At 74.8% G+C, this 16,911-nt stretch carries 14 protein-coding genes; 5 read left to right on the top strand and 9 right to left on the bottom strand.

Annotated elements, in window-relative coordinates; translation table 11 throughout:
* Positions 1 to 14 precede the first annotated feature (14 nt).
* Positions 15 to 1,472, bottom strand: coding sequence for a sugar nucleotide-binding protein (locus ACP7CD_RS13535; protein ID WP_426120395.1), 1,458 nt, complete (start codon positions 1,470 to 1,472; stop codon positions 15 to 17).
* Positions 1,469 to 2,467 (bottom strand): dTDP-glucose 4,6-dehydratase, encoded by a 999-nt coding sequence (gene rfbB / locus ACP7CD_RS13530; protein WP_336650200.1) that lies wholly within the window; start codon positions 2,465 to 2,467, stop codon positions 1,469 to 1,471. Before rfbB ends, ACP7CD_RS13535 begins: the two co-directional genes overlap by 4 nt.
* A gap of 119 nt (positions 2,468 to 2,586) precedes the next feature.
* Between rfbB and rfbA the strand changes: the two genes are divergently transcribed.
* A complete protein-coding gene (gene rfbA / locus ACP7CD_RS13525; protein ID WP_336650201.1) occupies positions 2,587 to 3,468 on the top strand; it encodes a glucose-1-phosphate thymidylyltransferase RfbA in 882 nt (293 codons plus the stop codon).
* Between the two features lie 70 nt (positions 3,469 to 3,538).
* Here the strand turns inward: rfbA and ACP7CD_RS13520 are convergent, their stop codons facing one another.
* The 4 genes from ACP7CD_RS13520 to ACP7CD_RS13505 form a co-directional block, all read right to left on the bottom strand.
* The gene (locus ACP7CD_RS13520) at positions 3,539 to 4,525 is read right to left on the bottom strand and encodes a 4-(cytidine 5'-diphospho)-2-C-methyl-D-erythritol kinase (protein ID WP_336650202.1); all 987 of its coding nucleotides are present in this window, start codon (positions 4,523 to 4,525) and stop codon (positions 3,539 to 3,541) included.
* Positions 4,522 to 5,424 carry a 16S rRNA (adenine(1518)-N(6)/adenine(1519)-N(6))-dimethyltransferase RsmA gene (gene rsmA / locus ACP7CD_RS13515; RefSeq protein WP_336650203.1) on the bottom strand — a complete coding sequence of 301 codons (903 nt, stop codon included), beginning with the start codon at positions 5,422 to 5,424 and terminating at the stop codon, positions 4,522 to 4,524. The genes ACP7CD_RS13520 and rsmA overlap by 4 nt, the downstream gene beginning before the upstream one ends.
* A 143-nt stretch (positions 5,425 to 5,567) precedes the next feature.
* On the bottom strand, positions 5,568 to 6,470 hold the full coding sequence (locus ACP7CD_RS13510) for a DUF559 domain-containing protein (RefSeq protein WP_272027289.1): 903 nt from the start codon (positions 6,468 to 6,470) through the stop codon (positions 5,568 to 5,570).
* Positions 6,471 to 6,686: 216 nt separating this feature from the next.
* Positions 6,687 to 7,700: a TatD family hydrolase gene (locus tag ACP7CD_RS13505; protein ID WP_426120394.1), complete on the bottom strand. Its 1,014-nt coding sequence runs from the start codon at positions 7,698 to 7,700 to the stop codon at positions 6,687 to 6,689.
* Positions 7,701 to 7,847: 147 nt separating this feature from the next.
* Between ACP7CD_RS13505 and ACP7CD_RS13500 the strand changes: the two genes are divergently transcribed.
* Genes ACP7CD_RS13500 through ACP7CD_RS13490 form a run of 3 tightly spaced genes read left to right on the top strand, consistent with a single transcriptional unit; the run spans position 7,848 to position 12,579 of the window.
* Entirely contained in the window at positions 7,848 to 8,798 is a 951-nt protein-coding gene (locus ACP7CD_RS13500; RefSeq protein WP_017832385.1) for an AAA family ATPase, read from the top strand.
* Positions 8,795 to 10,165 carry a DUF58 domain-containing protein gene (locus tag ACP7CD_RS13495; protein ID WP_426120393.1) on the top strand — a complete coding sequence of 457 codons (1,371 nt, stop codon included), beginning with the start codon at positions 8,795 to 8,797 and terminating at the stop codon, positions 10,163 to 10,165. Before ACP7CD_RS13500 ends, ACP7CD_RS13495 begins: the two co-directional genes overlap by 4 nt.
* Positions 10,162 to 12,579 (top strand): transglutaminaseTgpA domain-containing protein, encoded by a 2,418-nt coding sequence (locus ACP7CD_RS13490; protein ID WP_426120392.1) that lies wholly within the window; start codon positions 10,162 to 10,164, stop codon positions 12,577 to 12,579. The genes ACP7CD_RS13495 and ACP7CD_RS13490 overlap by 4 nt, the downstream gene beginning before the upstream one ends.
* Positions 12,580 to 12,690: 111 nt before the next feature.
* Here ACP7CD_RS13490 and cynS read toward each other — a convergent pair whose 3' ends face one another.
* The 3 genes from cynS to rsmI form a co-directional block, all read right to left on the bottom strand.
* The gene (cynS, locus tag ACP7CD_RS13485) at positions 12,691 to 13,140 is read right to left on the bottom strand and encodes a cyanase (protein WP_035926675.1); all 450 of its coding nucleotides are present in this window, start codon (positions 13,138 to 13,140) and stop codon (positions 12,691 to 12,693) included.
* A gap of 56 nt (positions 13,141 to 13,196) precedes the next feature.
* Positions 13,197 to 14,039 carry a formate/nitrite transporter family protein gene (locus ACP7CD_RS13480; RefSeq protein WP_426120391.1) on the bottom strand — a complete coding sequence of 281 codons (843 nt, stop codon included), beginning with the start codon at positions 14,037 to 14,039 and terminating at the stop codon, positions 13,197 to 13,199.
* A gap of 185 nt (positions 14,040 to 14,224) precedes the next feature.
* Positions 14,225 to 15,187, bottom strand: a complete 963-nt coding sequence (gene rsmI, locus ACP7CD_RS13475) for a 16S rRNA (cytidine(1402)-2'-O)-methyltransferase (protein ID WP_425323782.1) — start codon at positions 15,185 to 15,187, stop codon at positions 14,225 to 14,227.
* Positions 15,188 to 15,265: 78 nt separating this feature from the next.
* Here rsmI and ACP7CD_RS13470 point away from each other — a divergent pair, with 78 nt between their 5' ends.
* The gene (locus tag ACP7CD_RS13470) at positions 15,266 to 16,909 is read left to right on the top strand and encodes a dolichyl-phosphate-mannose--protein mannosyltransferase (protein ID WP_249033826.1); all 1,644 of its coding nucleotides are present in this window, start codon (positions 15,266 to 15,268) and stop codon (positions 16,907 to 16,909) included.
* The last annotated feature ends 2 nt before the right edge of the window (positions 16,910 to 16,911 follow it).

Genomic DNA, 16,911 nt, shown 5'->3' with positions numbered 1-16,911 from the left:
CTGGAGGGTGCGGGTCAGCCGCGGGCGGCGCCTCCGGCATCGTCCGCATGAAGTCGTGTCCCCAGAAGTTCCAAGTGGTCGTGCGGCTCGAAACCGGTGGAACGCAGCGCGGACAGGTCCAGGACGCTGTTGCGCGGGCGCGGGGCCACACCGGCCCGGTCCGCTGCGTACTCGGCCGTGGACACCGGGTGCACCCGGTCCGGATCGGCACCGGAGAGCTCGAAAACCCGGCGCGCGACTCCGGCCCACGACAGCGGCTCCCCGGCTCCTGTGAGGTGGTACGTCCCGTACGGGGCACTGTGCTCCACCAGGTGGAGGATCCCGGCTGCGAGGTCCTCGACGAAGGTCAGCCTTCCCACCTGGTCGTCCACTACGCGCGGATTGACACCGCGAGCGGCGAGCTCCGCCATGACCGAGACGAAGTTCCGGCCATCCCCGATGACCCAGCTGGCGCGCACGATCCAGTGCCTGGGCAGCGCCCGGACCGCGATCTCGCCGGCGGCCTTCGACTGCCCGTAGACGGACAGCGGACCGACGGGTGCGTCGACGAGGTACTCCTGGCCCAGCGGCAACGAGCCGTCGAAGACGTAGTCGGTGGACACGTGCAGCAGTGGCACACCGGCCGCGGCGCAGGCCGCGGCGAGGGCCGCCGTGCCCGTGGCGTTGGCCGCCCACGCGGCCGTCCGCCCTCCGGGTGTCTCGGCTTCGTCCACCGCCGTGTGCGCCGCGGTGTTGACGACGGCGCGGTAGCGCCGCAGGCCGTCGCCGGTACGGAGAGCCTCGGGCCACCCTGCGGGCACGGCGAGGTCGAGCTCCTCCCGGCCCAGGACCCGGTGGGGCAGGCCTCGCTCCGCGAGCAACGCCCCGAGCGCCCGACCCAGCTGGCCGGTCCGTCCGACCACCAGCACCGGTGCCGGTGCGAGGGGTTCGACCTCGGCCAACCGCGGGTGCTTCCTGTCCTTCTCCGAGAGCTGCGCCTGGTCCAGGGGGACCGGCCACTCGATCGCCACGGTGTCGTCGGCCAGGTTGAGGAAGCTGTACTCGTCCAGCGCCTCGGCGGACCAGTGGTCGTTGACCAGGTACGTATAGGCCGTGGCGTCCTCGAGGGTCTGGAAGGCGTTGCCGACCCCCCGGGGCACGAAGACGGCGGTGTCCGGACCGACCTCACAGGTGACCACGGTCCCGAACGTCCCCCCCGCGCGCAGATCCACCCAGGCACCGAAGACCCGGCCGCTGGCCACGGAGACGTACTTGTCCCATGGCTCCGCGTGGATTCCGCGGGTGGTGCCGCGGTCGCCGTTGAACGAGATGTTGTTCTGCACCGGCCCGAAGTCCGGCAGCCCGGCCGCCACGGCCTTGGACCGCTGCCAGTTCTCCTTGAACCACCCGCGGTTGTCCCCGTGCACGGGGATGTCAAGCAGCAGCAGCCCCGGGATCGCCGTGGTCCGGGCCCGCAGCTCCGGTGCGCTCACTGCCCCGCCTCCGCATACTTCGCCTCGGTGGCCGCCTTGACGGGTTCCCACCAGTCCCGGTGCTCGGTGTACCAGGCCACCGTGTCAGCGAGCCCGGTCCCGAAGTCGGTGAACTTCGGCTCCCAGCCCAGCTCCTCGCGCGTGCGGGTGCCGTCGATCGCGTAGCGCAGGTCGTGACCCGCCCGGTCCCGGACGTGGTCGAAGTCGTCCTCGTCCCGGCCCATGATGCGCAGGAGCGTGCGCAGCACCGTGAGGTTGTCCTTCTCGCCGTCGGCGCCGATCAGATAGGTCTGTCCTGGCGCACCGGCCTCCAGGATGCGCAGCACGGCCGCCGAGTGGTCCTCGGCGTGGATCCAGTCGCGGACGTTGCGGCCCTCACCGTAGAGCTTGGGCCGGACGCCGCACAGGACGTTGGTGATCTGGCGGGGGATGAACTTCTCGACGTGCTGGTACGGACCGTAGTTGTTGGAGCAGTTGCTCAGCGTCGCCTCGACCCCGAAGGAGCGCACCCACGCCCGCACCAGCAGGTCCGAGCCCGCCTTCGTCGAGGAGTAGGGGCTCGACGGGTTGTAGGGGGTGTCCTCGGTGAAACGCTGCGGGTCCTCCAGTGCCAGATCGCCGAAGACCTCGTCGGTCGAGACGTGGTGGAACCGCACCCCGTGCCGCCGCACCGCCTCGAGCAGGGTGTAGGTGCCGATGAGGTTGGTGTGCACGAACGGCCAGGGATCGCTGAGCGAGTTGTCGTTGTGCGACTCCGCGGCGAAGTGCACCACCGCGTCGACCGCCCCCACGAGACCGTCCACGACCTCGGCGTCGGCGACGTCCCCCACCACGAGCCGGAAGCGCTGCGGGTCCAGACCCGCGAGCGAGGCCTCGTTGGCGGCGTAGGTCATCCGGTCGAGGACCGTGACCCGGTGGTCGGTCTCCCGCAGGACGTGACGGACGAAGTTGGAGCCGATGAAGCCGGCTCCCCCGGTGATGAGCAGATGAGACATGGCCGCGAGCTTACGGTGCCGCGTGGGCGGCGACGAGTGGGCACAACGGGGGACGCGCCAAAATATTGGATCTCATACAGTTACTTTAGCGAATACCTGGGGGAAAGGTTGAAGGACTCATGAAGGGCATCATTCTGGCGGGCGGCACGGGGAGCCGCCTGCATCCGATCACGCAGGGCATCAGCAAGCAGCTGGTGCCGGTGTACGACAAGCCGATGATCTACTACCCGCTCTCGACCCTGCTGCTCGCGGGGATCCGGGAGATCCTGATCATCACCACGCCCCAGGACGGACCGCAGTTCCGGAGCCTGCTGGGCGACGGCACCCGGTTCGGGGTCTCCATCGACTACGCGGTCCAGCCGAGCCCCGACGGCCTCGCGCAGGCCTTCGTCCTCGGTGCCGAGCACATCGGCGACGACCCCGTGTGCCTGGTGCTCGGTGACAACATCTTCTATGGTCCGGGGCTGGGCACACGGCTGCGCCGCTTCCGGGACATCACGGGCGCCGCCGTGTTCGGCTACCGGGTGGCCGATCCCACGGCCTACGGGGTGGTCGAGTTCGACGACGACCGGCGGGCCATCTCGATCGAGGAGAAGCCCGAGCGCCCGCGCAGCCCGTACGCGATCCCCGGCCTGTACTTCTACGACAACCGGGTGATCGAGATGGCCCGCAGCCTTCAGCCGTCGCCCCGCGGGGAGCTGGAGATCACGGACCTCAACCGGCTCTATCTCGAGCGGGGGGAGCTCCATGTCGAACTGCTGGACCGCGGAACAGCGTGGCTCGACACAGGAACCTTCGACTCCCTCGCCGACGCGAGCGCCTTCGTGCGCACGGTCCAGTCGAGGCAGGGGCTCTCGATAGGCTGCCCGGAGGAAGTCGCCTGGCGGATGGGCCTTCTCACCGACGGCGAGCTGCACGACAGGGCCGAGGCCCTGCTCAAGAGCGGCTACGGCTCCTATCTACTGGACCTTCTGCAACAGGAGCAGGTGCTCATCGGCTGAGGCAGGTTCGTCGCGGAGCGCACGTCGGCGCGCCGCTGATCGTCCGCCGGCGCCGCCTGGACCCGGGAGGTCAGGTCAGATCCAGGCGCCGGCGGCCGGAGGCCAGGGGCCAGGGAGCACGCACCGCGAGAGCGGGCGCTCCCTGGCCCCTGAGCACGTCCGCGAGGTCCTCGGCCGCGGCGGCGTCCGCCACCAGGTGCGCCACCGTGGGCCCGGACCCGGACACGAAGCTCGTCAGGGCGCCGGCGGCCGCGCCCGCGGCCAGCACCGGCTCCAGCTGCGGCGCGAGGGACAGGGCCGCGGCCTGCAGGTCGTTGGCCAGCAGCGGCGCCAGCTCGCCGGCCGCCCCGGCGCCCAGGACCGCCTCGAGGTCGCCCGGCAGCCGCGGCGCCGGGACGTCCGCGTCCGCGCGCAGCCGGTCCAGCTCCGCGTAGACGGCGGGCGTCGACAGGCCCGCCTCGGCCGCCACGAGGACCAGGTGCAGCGTCGCCCCGACCGCCACGGGGCGCAGCCGGGATCCCGTCCCGGTGCCGATCGCGGCCCCGCCCGTCAGCGCGAACGGCACGTCGGCGCCGAGACCGGCCGCGAGCTCCAGCAGCGCGTCGTCGTCGAGCTCGGGCTCCCCCGAGACGCGGGCGGCGAGCCGGTTCACGGCGACCAGGGCCGCCGCGGCGTCCGCGGAGCCCCCGCCCATGCCGCCGGCCACGGGCACGGCCTTGTCGAGCTGGAGGTGCAGCCCGCCGGCCAGGGGCGGGAAGTGGGCGACCACGGCCTCGGCGGCCCGGACGGCCAGGTTGGACTCGTCGGTGGGCACGGCGTCCAGGGAGAACGTCCCGCGGTCGAGCTGCTGGGCCACGAGCGAGCCCGGGACCGCCGCCACACCCACGGTGGTGCCGGCGCCCCGGGTCAGCGTGGCCGTCACGGTCTCCCCCGTGCTGACCGCGCAGTACAGGCTCGCGACGTCGTGGTAGCCGTCCTGGCGCGGCGGGCCCGCGGCGAAGAACAGGTTCACCTTGCCGGGCGCGCCGGCACGCTCCGTGAGCAGCACCGTGGTCATGCCCCGCGCACCCCGGCGGTCAGGCCCGCGGCGGCGCCGGCCCGCGCGATCCGGGCGAACTCGTGGACGTCCAGCCTCTCCCCGCGCTCCCCGGGGTCGATCCCGGCGGCCTCGAGGATCTCGCCGGCCGCCGCGGCGGAGCCCGCCCAGCCGGCGAGGGCGGCGCGCAGGGTCTTGCGCCGCTGGGCGAAGGCCGCGTCGACCGCGGCGAAGACCAGCTCCCGGTCCACGTCCGCCACCGGCTGCTCGCGGCGGACGAAGCGCACCAGCCCCGAGGCGATCTTCGGCGCCGGCCAGAACACGTTCTTCCCGATCGTCCCGGCCTTGGTGACCTCGGCGTACCAGGAGGCCTTGACCGACGGCACCCCGTACACCTTGGAGCCCGGTGCCGCGGCCAGCCGGTCCGCGACCTCCTCCTGCACCATGACCAGCCCGCGGCGGATCGAGGGGAAGCGGGCCAGCAGGTGCAGCAGCACCGGGACGGCCACGTTGTAGGGCAGGTTCGCCACCAGGGCGGTCGGCTCGGCGGGCAGCTCCTGCACGCGCATGGCGTCCTGCTCGAGCACGGTCAGCCGCCCGGCCAGCTCGGGGCGCAGCCGCTCCACCGTGTGCGGCAGCTGCGCCGCCAGCGGGGGGTCGATCTCCACCGCCACGACCTGCTCGGCGGCGTCCAGCAGCCCCAGGGTCAGCGAGCCGAGGCCCGGTCCCACCTCGAGCACCGTCTCGTGCTCCCCCAGCCGCGCGGCGGCGATGATCCGCCGGATCGTGTTGGGGTCGATCACGAAGTTCTGCCCCAGCGTCTTGGTCGGCCGGATCCCGAGCTGCTCGGCGAGCGCCCGGATCTCCGCGGGCCCCAGCAGGGCGCGGGCGGCGGGCTCTGGCGCGGTGGATTCTGTCACCGCCCCATCGTATCGGCCCGGTGCCCTGGCACCCCTCGCCCCCTCCTGACGCCGAGTCCCCCATGGGGTCGCAGATCCCCCCGTTCGATCCAGGGGATTTGCGACCCCCTGGGGGCTCGGCGCTCATGCGGGCCGGCTTGGGGTCAGTGTGCACTCGCCGCGCGCAGGAGAGCGGCCTCGATCCGTGCCAGAGTCGCCGCCGGACGGTGCACCACGTCGTTCCACCCCACGCGGATCACCGTCCACCCCAGCTCCTGGATCTCCACCTCGCGCCGTCGCTCGTCGCGCAGCACGGCTCGGAGCGTGGAGGCCCCGGCGTACTTGGTCTCGCCGTCGAACTCGAGCACCAGCCGGTGCTCGGGCCAGGCGAAGTCGGCCCGGTAGGACCCGTTGCGGCCCTCGATGACCCACTGCAACCGCGGCATGGGCAGCGACGAGTCCTCCAGCAGCAGCCTGGTCAGCGTCTCGCCGACGGACTCCGAGCGCGGGTCCATGGCGGCGAGCACGGACCGAGCCCGCCTGACCCCGCGCCGGCCGGCCCACTGCGGGAGACGCTTCTCCAGACGGGACCGGGACACGCCCACCTGGTGGGCCTGGTCCGCGATGACCACGGCGTCGGTGAACGGCAGCAGCCTCGCGCAGTCCAGCAGGGTCCGCTCCGCCGAGGTGACCCGCAGTCCGTCCACCGCCACGACGTCCGCGGCGGCCAGGACGGCCTCGTGGCGGACGACCGACGTGTAGCCGTGGTGGGTGCCGCGCTCCGGCGGCGAGACCGTGTGGATCCGGGACGGGACCCGTCGCAGCCCCAGCCCGTGCACCACGGCCGCCGAGGCCAGGCAGAACACCGGGGTCACGTGTGCCGCCCGCGCGAAGGCCCGGTGCTTCAGGAGCACCTGCTGCTCCGGGGACAGCTCGCGGTACCGGTGCGTGTCCACGAAGCAGCCGGGGTGGATGCGCTGCAGCCGTCCGTCCCGCACCCGGCGGCGGATCTCGTGGTTGCTGAGGCCGTGGTCGAGGAGGTCGGCGGTGCTCTGGAGCTCGATCATGCCTCATGCATAGCAGCGCCTGCCTCCCGCCGGGACGACGCGACCGGCCGGTGTGGACACGGGCACCGGCCCACGCTGGGTGGGGAGAAGGAGTCGAGCTGCGCCGAGTCCCCCGTGTGCTCGCAGTTCCCCCCGATCGATCGGGGGGAACTGCGAGCACACGGGGGACTCGGCGGGGGCGGGAGCGCGAGTGAGGGGAAATGGGGGCGCCGCGGGTCAGAAGGGGCCGTACACCTCCAGCGTGTTCGCCCAGAGGCGCTCGCACAGCGGCTCGAGCTCCTGCTCGAGGATGCCCGCCATCCCGCGCACGGTGTAGTTGACCACGTAGCTGGCGTTGGGCCGGCCCCGGTACGGGTGGGGAGTGAGGAACGGGGCGTCGGTCTCGGTGAGCACCAGCTCGGGGTGGGCGGTGCGCAGCGCGGCCTTGAGGTCGTGGCTGTTCTTGAAGGTGACGGTCCCGGAGAAGGACATGTACCAGCCGTGCTCGTTGCAGGTGCGCGCGAGCTCCTCGTCCCCGGAGAAGCAGTGGAACACGGTGCGCTCGGGGGCGCCCTCCTCCAGCAGGACGGCGACGACGTCGGCGTGGGCGTCCCGGTCGTGGATCTGCAGCGCCTTGCCGGTCTCCTGGGCGAAGCGGATGTGCTCCCGGAAGGACCGCTTCTGGTGCTCCCGCCCCTCCCCCTCGGTGCGGTAGTAGTCGAGACCTGTCTCGCCGAAGGCCCGGACCCGCTCGTGCTCCCCCAGGGAACGGATCGCGGCGAGCGCCTCGTCGAGGGTCCCGGCGGCCGCGAGCTTCGGCGCCTCGTTGGGGTGCAGCGCCACGGCGGCCAGAACCCGGGGGTCGGCCTCGGCGGCGGCCACGGCGAAGCGGGAGGAGGGGACGTCGCAGCCGACCTGGACGAGCCCGCCCACCCCGGCGAGGGCGGCGGCGTCCGCGGCGTCCCGGACCGAGACCTGGACCCGGCCGTCCTGCAGGTCGAGGTGGGTGTGGTTGTCGGCCACCGGGTGCGGCAGCGGCTCCGGCGCCGGCGGGTAGGAGAGGTTGCGGCGGCGCCCGTCGTCGGCCTGGGCGGAACGGCGCCGGGTGCCCTCCCCCGCGGGGACGTCCTCGGGCACGGCGTAGTGCTCGGGCTCGTAGGCGGCGGGGGCCGCGCCGGGGGCGGGAGCGGGCCGGGCGGCGGGGTCGGGCCACAGGGAGGCGGCGAGGAGGGTGGCGTTGGGGTCGGTCACGGGCGGCACCTCAGGAGGTCTCGGGGAGCGGATCGGGAAAGGGGACGGGACAGCGGACGGGAAACACGCGGGCACCGACCAATCTACGAGCTGGGCCCGGGCAGACATACTGGGAGCTGCAGACGCGAGCAGGAAGCCGAGGAGACCATGGAGTCCTTCCCCCAGTACACGCAGGCGATCCTGGACCGGATCAACGCGGTGATCGACGGCAAGCCGGAGGCGGCGCGCACGGCCCTGAGCGTGCTGCTGGCCGGCGGGCACCTGCTGGTCGAGGACGTGCCGGGCGTGGGCAAGACGATGCTGGCGCGCACACTGGCCACCGCGATCGGCGGGACGGTCTCGCGCGTGCAGTTCACCCCGGACCTGCTGCCCACGGACATCACGGGCGTCTCGGTCTACGACCAGGCCCGGCGCGAGTTCGAGTTCAAGCCCGGCCCGGTGTTCGCCAACGTGGTGATCGGGGACGAGATCAACCGGGCCTCGGCCAAGACGCAGTCCGCGCTGCTCGAGTGCATGGCGGAGGGCCAGGTCACGGCGGACGGCACGACCTACCGGCTGTCGACCCCGTTCATGGTGGTGGCCACGCAGAACCCCGTGGAGATGGACGGCACGTTCCCGCTGCCGGAGGCGCAGCGGGACCGGTTCACGGCCCGGATCTCGATGGGCTACCCGGACACCGCGGCGGAGATGACGATGCTCACCGACCACGGCGGCGGCTCCCCGCTGGAGGGCCTGCAGCCGGTGGTCTCCCTCGAGGACGCTGCCCGCCTGGTGGCGCACGTGCGCGGCATCCACGTCTCGGACGCGGTGCGCGCCTACATCGTGGCGCTGGGTCAGGCCACGCGCTCGCACCCGCAGATCCGGCTGGGCGCCAGCCCCCGGGCGCTGCTCCAGCTGCAGGCCGCCGCCCGCGCGGAGGCCGCCCTGAGCGGGCGCGAGTACGTGCTGCCCGACGACGTGCGGGCGGTCGCGGTGCCGGTGCTCGCCCACCGCCTGATCCTGGACCGCCGCGCCGGCACCGACTCCGCGGAGGAGCTGGTGCGAGCGGTGCTGGACGAGGTGCGGGTCCCGGCCGAGCACACCCCCCGGACCCGATGAGGCGCCGGCCGGCGCCGGGGCGCACGGCGGAGGGCGAGCGGGCGGAGCAGCCCGTGGACTCCCGCGCCCGGTTCACGGGGCGCGGCTGGGCCTTCCTGGGGGCTGGCGCCCTGTGCCTGCTGCTGGCCACCTGGCTGGGCCGCAAGGACGTGCTGGCGCTGGCCCTGTTCCTCGGCGGCGCCCCCCTGTTCGCGGCCATGTCCCTGTACGTGGTGAAGCCCAGGGTGCTGCTCAAGCGCGGCGTGGACCCGGCGCTGGTGACGGCCGGGGACTCCGCGGTGGTCCGGCTGCGCGTGCGGCACCGGACCCGGCGCGGCGGGACGGTCACCGGGGCGGTCGCCGTGCACGAGACGGTCCCGGAGCCGCTGGGCGGGGACCGCGAGCTGGTCGTGGAGGCCGGCGGGGAGCCCGCCGCCTACACCGTGCGCCCCCGCCGCCGGGGCGTGTACGCGCTGGGGCCGGCCACCGTGCGGGTGGCCGACCCGTTCGGCCTCGCCGCCGAGCTGCTGGACGCCTCCGAGCGCACGTCCCTGCACGTGGCCCCGGACCCCGTGGAGCTGCCGGAGATCAGCGCCGACCGGCTGCGGGAGTCCGGCACCGACCCGTCCCGGACGGCGCAGCCGCAGCCGGGCCCGGACAACGTCACCACCCGCGAGTACCGGCACGGCGACCCGATGCGCCGGGTGCACTGGGCCGCCTCCGCGAAGCAGGGCCGGCTGATGGTCCGCCAGGAGGACCCCCGCAGCACCCGCCGTCTGACCCTGGTCCTGGACCGCGACGAGACCTCCTGGCCCGGGGAGCGCCTGTGGGCCGGTGTGCTCCCCAGCACCGCCGAGTTCGAGTGGGCCGTGTCCTTCACCGCCGCCGTGTTCGAGCACCTCACCCAGCGCGAGACCGCCCTGCACGCCCTCGACACCTTCGGGCGCCCGCTCCCCCGCGGCGGCGAGGACGACGACGACGCTCCCGCCCGCACCCGCGCCACCGCCGTCACCGACGACGGCGCCGAGGACGCCCGGCACGGGCTCGCGCGCGTCCGCCCCGAGCCCGCACCCCGGGAGACGGGGACAGGCGGGACCGCGGAGGACGCGCTGGCCGAGCGGTTCGACCGCGACGGCCTGGTCCACCCCGTGCTGCTGGTCTCGGGGGACCTCTCCGCCGCGGCCGCCGAGCGGGTCCTGGGCGGCACGCGGCGGGCGGCCGCCGGCAGCGCGGTGCTGGTGACCTCCTCCGCCGACCACGTCCCGGACGGGGCGGGGGTGCTCGAGGCGGCGGGCTGGTCCGTCGTCGTCGTGCCGGCGTCCGCCGCGCCCGAGGACGCGTGGGCGCAGCTGGGCTCCGGGACCCGCGCGGCCGGGGCCGTCCGGTGAGCGCCGCCGTCCGCACCCCTGCGCCCACCCGCCCGCCGGAGACCGCCGGACCGCCGGAGGACGCCAGGACGGGCCGCCGCCCGGTGCGCGCCGTGCTGGGCCTGGCCGGCACGGTCCTCGTGGCGGTCGGGCTGTCCCTCGTGGCGCTGACCGGGGTCCTCGACGGCGCGGGCTGGGTCCCCGGCGCGCTGCTCGCGGCCCTCGCCGTGGTCGTGGCGACCACGACGTCCCGCCTGCTGCGGCTGCCGGGCCTGCTGGCGCCCCTGTTCGGCGCCGGCGCCCTGACGCTCGTGCTCACGCTGCTGTTCCTGCGCGAGCCCGCGCTGCTCGGCCTCGTGCCCACCCCCGGGAGCCTGTCCCTCGGCGCGGAGCTGTGGCGGGAGGCGGCCGGGATCGTCGCGGAGCGGCCGGCCCCGTATCCGGGGGGCGCGGCGCTCGCGTTCGTCGCCGCCCTCGCCACGGGTCTCGTGACGCTGTTCGTGGACACGGTGCTCGTGGCGCTGCGGCTGCCGGGGCTCAGCGCGCTCGGCGTGCTGGCGCTGCTGGTGGTGCCCGCCCTGGTGCTGCCCGGGAGCGTGGGCGCGGCCGGGACGGCGGCCGCGGTGCTCGCGGCCCTGGTCCTGCTCGGCGGCGGACGGCGCTTCGGCGCGGTCCGCGAGCCCCGCACCGCCGCGGCGCCGGGCAGCTGGCCGCGGGCCCTCGTGGTGGGCGCCGGTGTGCTCGCGGTGACCCTGCTGGTCCCGGGCCTGGTGCCCGGCTTCGTCAACGGCGCGTTCCCCCAGGGCAGCGGTCTCGCCGGCGATCGCGCCTCCGGGGTGGGCCCGCTGCGGGCCGTGGGACAGGACCTGCGCTCCGCGCAGCAGCTGCCGCGCCTCGAGTACACGACGAGCACGGACGAGCCCGAGCTGCTCCGGGTCCTCACCCTCGCCGACTTCTCCGGGGCGGAGTGGTTCCCGGACACCACCGGGCTGGACCCCGAGCTCGACGACCTCGGCCCCACCCCGCTGCACCCCGTGGGCGGGGGCCCCGAGCGCAGCACCGCCGTGGAGCTGCGGGACTGGTCCGAGCGCTGGCTTCCGCTGCCGTGGGCGCCCGTGGACGTGGCGGGGCTCGAGGACGGCGGCTGGGCCTGGAGCCCGCTCGACCTCACCGTGCACGGGGAGCAGGTCCCGCCGGAAGGCACCGCCTACGAGGTCCGCTCGATCGTGCCCGAGCCCACGTCCGCGCGGCTGCGCGAGGCCCCCGCCGCGCCGGACTCCCCGGAGCTCGCCCCGTTCCGCGAGCTGCCGGGCGAGACCCCGGCCGCCCTCCGGGACGCGGCCCGGGAGCGGGCGGGGGACGCCCCCACCGCCTTCGACCAGGCCCTGGCCCTGCAGGAGTGGCTGCGCTCGGACGAGTTCCGCTACGACGTGGACGCCCCGCTCGCGCAGGACTACGACGCCGGCGGCATGGCCTCGCTCGAGGAGTTCCTGGCCGTGCGCACGGGCTACGCCGGGCACTTCGCCCCGGCGATGGCCGTCATGGCCCGGGAGCTCGGCATCCCCGCCCGCGTGGCGGTCGGCTACCTCCCAGCCACCGGCGCCGCCCCGGACGGGTCGGCGGACGCCGACGAGCCGTTCGGGGACGCGGCGGAGGCGGGCGCCTTCACGGTCCTGCCCCGCGACGCGCACGCGTGGCCGGAGCTGTGGTTCGAGGGCTCCGGGTGGGTGCGCTTCGAGCCGACCCCCGGCACCGGCGACCTCCCCGGCTACGCCGCCGAGGGGCCGCAGGACGGGGACGGGCAGTCGCAGGAGGGCGAGGGCACCGCGGAGCCCACCGGCGCCCCGACCGACGCCCCCACCCCGGCGAGCACGGCGGACAGCCCCGACGAGGACGCCCCCTCCGCCGAGCCGACCGCCGTGCCCACCCCGGAGGCCCCCGCCGCGCCGGAGGCCGACGACGACGCCGGACCGGCCGGGTGGCTGCCGTGGCTGGCCGGGATCCTGACCGCCGCGCTGCTCGCCCTGCTGGCCGCCCTCCCCCGGCTCCTCCGGTCCCGGCGGCGCCGGCGCCGGGTGCGGGTGCTGGGCGATGCGAAGGCGCCGGCGGCCGATCGGGCCCTGGCGGGGTGGGCGGAGGTCGAGGACCTGGGTGTCGACCACGGGCTGGGCCGCGCCGCCGCGGAGACGCCCCGGGCCTACGTGGACCGGATCGGCGCCGTGGTCCCGGCCGCCGCGTCGGCGCTGGGGCGGCTCGGCCGGGACGTGGAGCGGGCCCTCTACGCGCCGGGCACCGCGGAATGGACCCCGGAGGCCGGCCCCGAGGACGTCGCGGCGCTGCGGTCGGGTCTGGCCGGGCGCGGCGGCCCCGGCGCACGGCGCGCCCGGTGGCTCCCCCGCTCGGTGACGCCCCGCTCGGTGACGCACCGCCGCTGAGCGACACTCCGACCGCCGAGTCCCCCCGGTGCTCGCAGTTCCCCCCGATCGATCCGGGGGAACTGCGGGCACCGGGGGGACTCGGCGGGCCACGGGGTCAGGGGCGGGGCGTCACCACTTGTAGTCGAGGAACTTCCCGTCGAAGGTGACCACCACGCGGTCGCCGTCCGGGTCGGGCCGGCGGGAGACGTCGACCCGGAAGTTGATGGCGCTCATGATCCCGTCGCCGAACTCCTCGTGGATGAGCTCCTTCAGGGCCGGTCCGTACACGGAGAGCGCCTCGACGAAGCGGTAGACCGTGGGGTCCGTCATCCGCGCCGGGTCGCTGCCGCGGGACGGCTGCTGCTGCAGGCTCTCGGCGACCGTCCCGTCCAGGCCCAGCAGGTCGCACACCTGCCGGGCCTGCTCCGGGGTCATCGGGTGCTGGCCCAGCAGCGCGGCGGTCGTCCAGACGTGCGGGGCGCGGATTTCGTCGGCGATCTCGCGCCAGGACAGGCCGCGGCGCACCCGGGCGGCGACCACGAGGTCGGCGGCGTCGGACTTGGTCAGGATCGGGGTCATGCGGGGCTCCTCGGGAGTCGGCGAGCTGGTGGGGGCGGGTCGGCCGGATCCGGCGCTCACGCGACCGGGACGCGGTCCTCCTGCGCCGCCGGCCGGATGCGGGGCGCCCCGGTGCGGGCGTGGGTGGCGTAGAGGGTGAACCCCACGAAGGTCAGCCCGCCCACCAGGTTGCCGAGCACGGTGGGGATCTCGTTCCACACGAGGTAGTCCATGACCGAGAAGTCGCCGCCGAGGAGCAGACCGGAGGGGAACAGGAACATGTTGACGATCGAGTGCTCGAAGCCCATGTAGAAGAACAGCATGATGGGCATCCACATCGCGATCACCTTGCCGGAGACGCTGGTGGACATCATCGCGGCGACCACCCCGGTGGAGACCATCCAGTTGCACAGGACGGCGCGGACGAACAGCGTCAGCATCCCGGCGGCGCCGAACTCGGCGTAGCCGACGGTCCGGCCCTCGCCGATCTCGCCGATCTGGCGGCCGACCTCGTCCGGGGGCAGGGAGAAGCCGTAGGTGAAGATGATCGCCATCAGCACGGCCACGACGAACGCCCCGGCGAAGTTGCCGGCGAACACCAGGCCCCAGTTGCGCAGCATCGAGCGGACGGTGACGCCGGGGCGCCTGTCGATGAGCGCGAGCGGCACGAGGGTGAACACGCCGGTCAGGAGGTCGAAGCCCAGCAGGTACAGCAGGCAGAACCCGACCGGGAAGAGCACGGCCCCGAGCAGGGGCTCGCCCGTCCGCACGGTGACGGTGACGGCGAAGGCCGCGGCGAGCGCGAGGATCGCACCGGCCATGAACGCACGGATCAGGGTGTCGCGGGTGGACATGGCGACCTTCGCCGCTCCGGCGTCGATCATCTTCGTGACGAAGTCGGCGGGCATCACATAGGACATGGCATGGCTCCGTTGCTGGACGGACAGGAGGATGCCGGGTCCCGCGCGGCACGTGCCCCGCTCCCGGCACGTCCCAGTCTGGACGGGCCGTGTTTCCGCACCGTGTCCCCGTCCGCTCCCGGGGGTCAACTCGGCCTCACCGGGGCGCGGCGAGCCTGTGAGGCGACGCCCGGGCCGGACCGCCCCTATGCCTTGCGGGCCGCCAGCACCGTCTCGTAGAGCTGCCGCTTGCCCACGCCCGTGCGCTCGGCCACGCGGCCGGCGGCGTCCTTGAGCCGGGTCCCGGCGGCCACGAGCGCCTCCACCTCGGCCACGAGGTCCTCGGGTCGCGCGGCCTCGGGGGCGGGGGCACCGGCGACGACGACGGCGATCTCCCCGCGCACCTGCCCCTGCCCGCACCAGTCCACGAGCTCGGTGAGCGAGCCCCGCACGACCTCCTCGTGCAGCTTGGTGAGCTCCCGGGCGACGACCGCCCGGCGGCCCGGGCCGAACGCGTCCCGCAGCGCGGCGAGCATGACCTCGAGCCGGTGCGGGGCCTCGTAGAAGACCATGGTGCGCCGCTCGCCGTCGAGCTCCGCCAGCCGAGCGGCACGCTCCGAGGACTTCCGCGGCAGGAAGCCCTCGAACGTGAACCGGTCCGTGGGCAGGCCGGACACGGCCAGTGCCATGAGCACCGCCGAGGGGCCGGGGATCGCGGTCACGGTCAGGCCCTCGGCGGCCGCGGCCTCCGCGAGCCGGTAGCCGGGGTCGGAGACGGTGGGCATCCCGGCGTCGGAGAGGACCAGCACGGTGCTTCCCGACCGGACGGCGTCGAGCAGCTCGGCGACCCGTCCGGCCTCGTTGTGCTCGTGGTGGGTGAGCACCCGGCCGCGCGTGGTGACCCCGAGCCCGGCGGTGAGCCGGCGCAGCCGCCGGGTGTCCTCCACGGCGAGCACGTCCGCGGTCTCGAGGGCCGCCCGCAGCCGGGGCGGCGCGTCCCCGAGGTTGCCGATCGGGGTGCCCGCCAGGACCACCTGCCCGGGGCCCGCGGCGGCGCCGTCGGAGGCGCCGTTCCGGGCGTCGGCGGCGTCGGTGGGGGCGCCGTTCCGGGCGTCGGCGGCGTCGGTGGGGGCGTCGGCAGGAGTGTCGTCGTGGGGTTCCGTGTGCACGGGTCCACTCTACGGCGCGCCCCGCGGGCCTCCTCCGCGGCTCAGCGGGCGCCGGGACGCGTCCCCTACGATGACACCGTGAGTTCCTCGGTGCGCGCCCCAGTCCTGGCGCCGGAGCCTCGGCCGGCGGCACCGGTGGGCACCCTGCGCCGGTCCCTGGCCCCCGCCGCCCTGCGGGAGCGGCTGCTGCCGGCCCCCGCGGCGGTGGCCCGGTTCGCGTGGCTGGGGCCGCTGCTGGTGGTCCTGCTCGGCGGGCTGCTGCGCTTCCACCGGCTCTCCCACCCGGACGCGATCGTCTTCGACGAGACCTACTACGTGAAGGACTCCTACTCGCTGCTGCTGCACGGCTACGAGCGGCAGTGGCCGGAGGGCGCAGACGAGCTGTTCGTGGCCGGCACCCCGCCGGAGGCCCTGGCCACCCCCTCCTACGTGGTGCACCCGCCGGCCGGGAAGTGGCTCATCGCGTTCGGCATGTGGCTCTTCGGCGCCGAGGACCCGCTGGGCTGGCGCTTCTCCGCGGCCCTGGTCGGGACGCTGTCCATCGCACTGGTGTGCGCCGCCGGGTGGCTGCTCTTCCGCTCGGTCACGGTGGCCACGCTCGCGGGGCTGTTCACCGCGGTGGACGGGCTGCACCTGGTGCAGTCCCGGCTCGCGATGCTGGACGTGTTCCTGATGTTCTTCGTGCTGCTCGCGTTCGTCCTGCTCCTGCTGGACCGGGAGCACGGGCGCCGCCGCCTGGTCGCCCGGCTGGGGGTGGCCCCGGGCCGCGACGTCCCGGAGGCGGAGCTGCGGCGCCGCCTGGAGTGGGGGCCGTGGCTGGGCGTGCGCTGGTGGCGGATCGCGGCGGGCGCGGCCTGCGGGCTCGCGGTGGGCGTGAAGTGGAGCGCCCTGTTCCTGGTGGCCGGGCTGGGCGTGCTCACGGTGCTGTGGGACCTCAACGCCCGCCGGGTGGCCGGGGTGCGGCGCTGGCTGCCCGCCGGGGTGCTCAAGGACGGCGTGCCCGCGTTCTTCGCGGTCGTCGGGACGGGCCTGGTGGTCTACGTGTCCACTTGGGCGGGCTGGTTCGCCTCGACGGACGCCTACGACCGCACCTGGGCGCAGCAGCACCCGGGCGAGGGCCCCCAGTGGCTGCCCGCGCCCCTGCGCTCGCTGTGGGCCTACCACTCCTCCGCCTACGGCTTCCACAGCGGCCTGGGCACCGAGCACGCCTACGAGGCGCTGCCGTGGCTGTGGCTGACCCTGGGCCGGCCCACCTCCTACTTCTACGAGGACCCGGAGCGGGGCAGGTCCGGGTGCGCGGTGGAGCACTGCTCGCAGGCGATCCTCAACATCGGCAACCCGCTCCTGTGGTGGACGGCGATCGCCGCCGTGCTCGTGGCCGCGTGGCTGTGGGCCGTGCGGCGGGACTGGCGCTTCGGGGCGCTGACCGGTGTGTTCGCCGCCGGGTACCTGCCCTGGTTCCTGTACCCCGAGCGCACCATGTACTACTTCTACGCGCTGCCCGTGCAGCCGGCCCTGATGCTCATGCTCGCCGGCATGCTCGGCCTGGTCCTGGGCCGTCCCGGGGACACCGTGCGGCGCCGGCGCGCGGGTCTCGCGGTGGTGGGGGTGTTCACGGCCGCGGTGCTCCTGCTCAGCGCGCACTTCGCCCCCGTCTGGTACGCGGAGACCGTCGAGTACGCCCAGTGGCGAGAGCGGATGTGGTTCACCGCCTGGATCTGACC

This window comes from Kocuria sp. LHG3120 (assembly GCF_049897445.1).
Taxonomy (GTDB): domain Bacteria; phylum Actinomycetota; class Actinomycetes; order Actinomycetales; family Micrococcaceae; genus Kocuria; species Kocuria rosea.
Note: the sequence above shows the minus strand (reverse complement) of the source record. Positions and strands in the feature narration are given on the sequence as shown.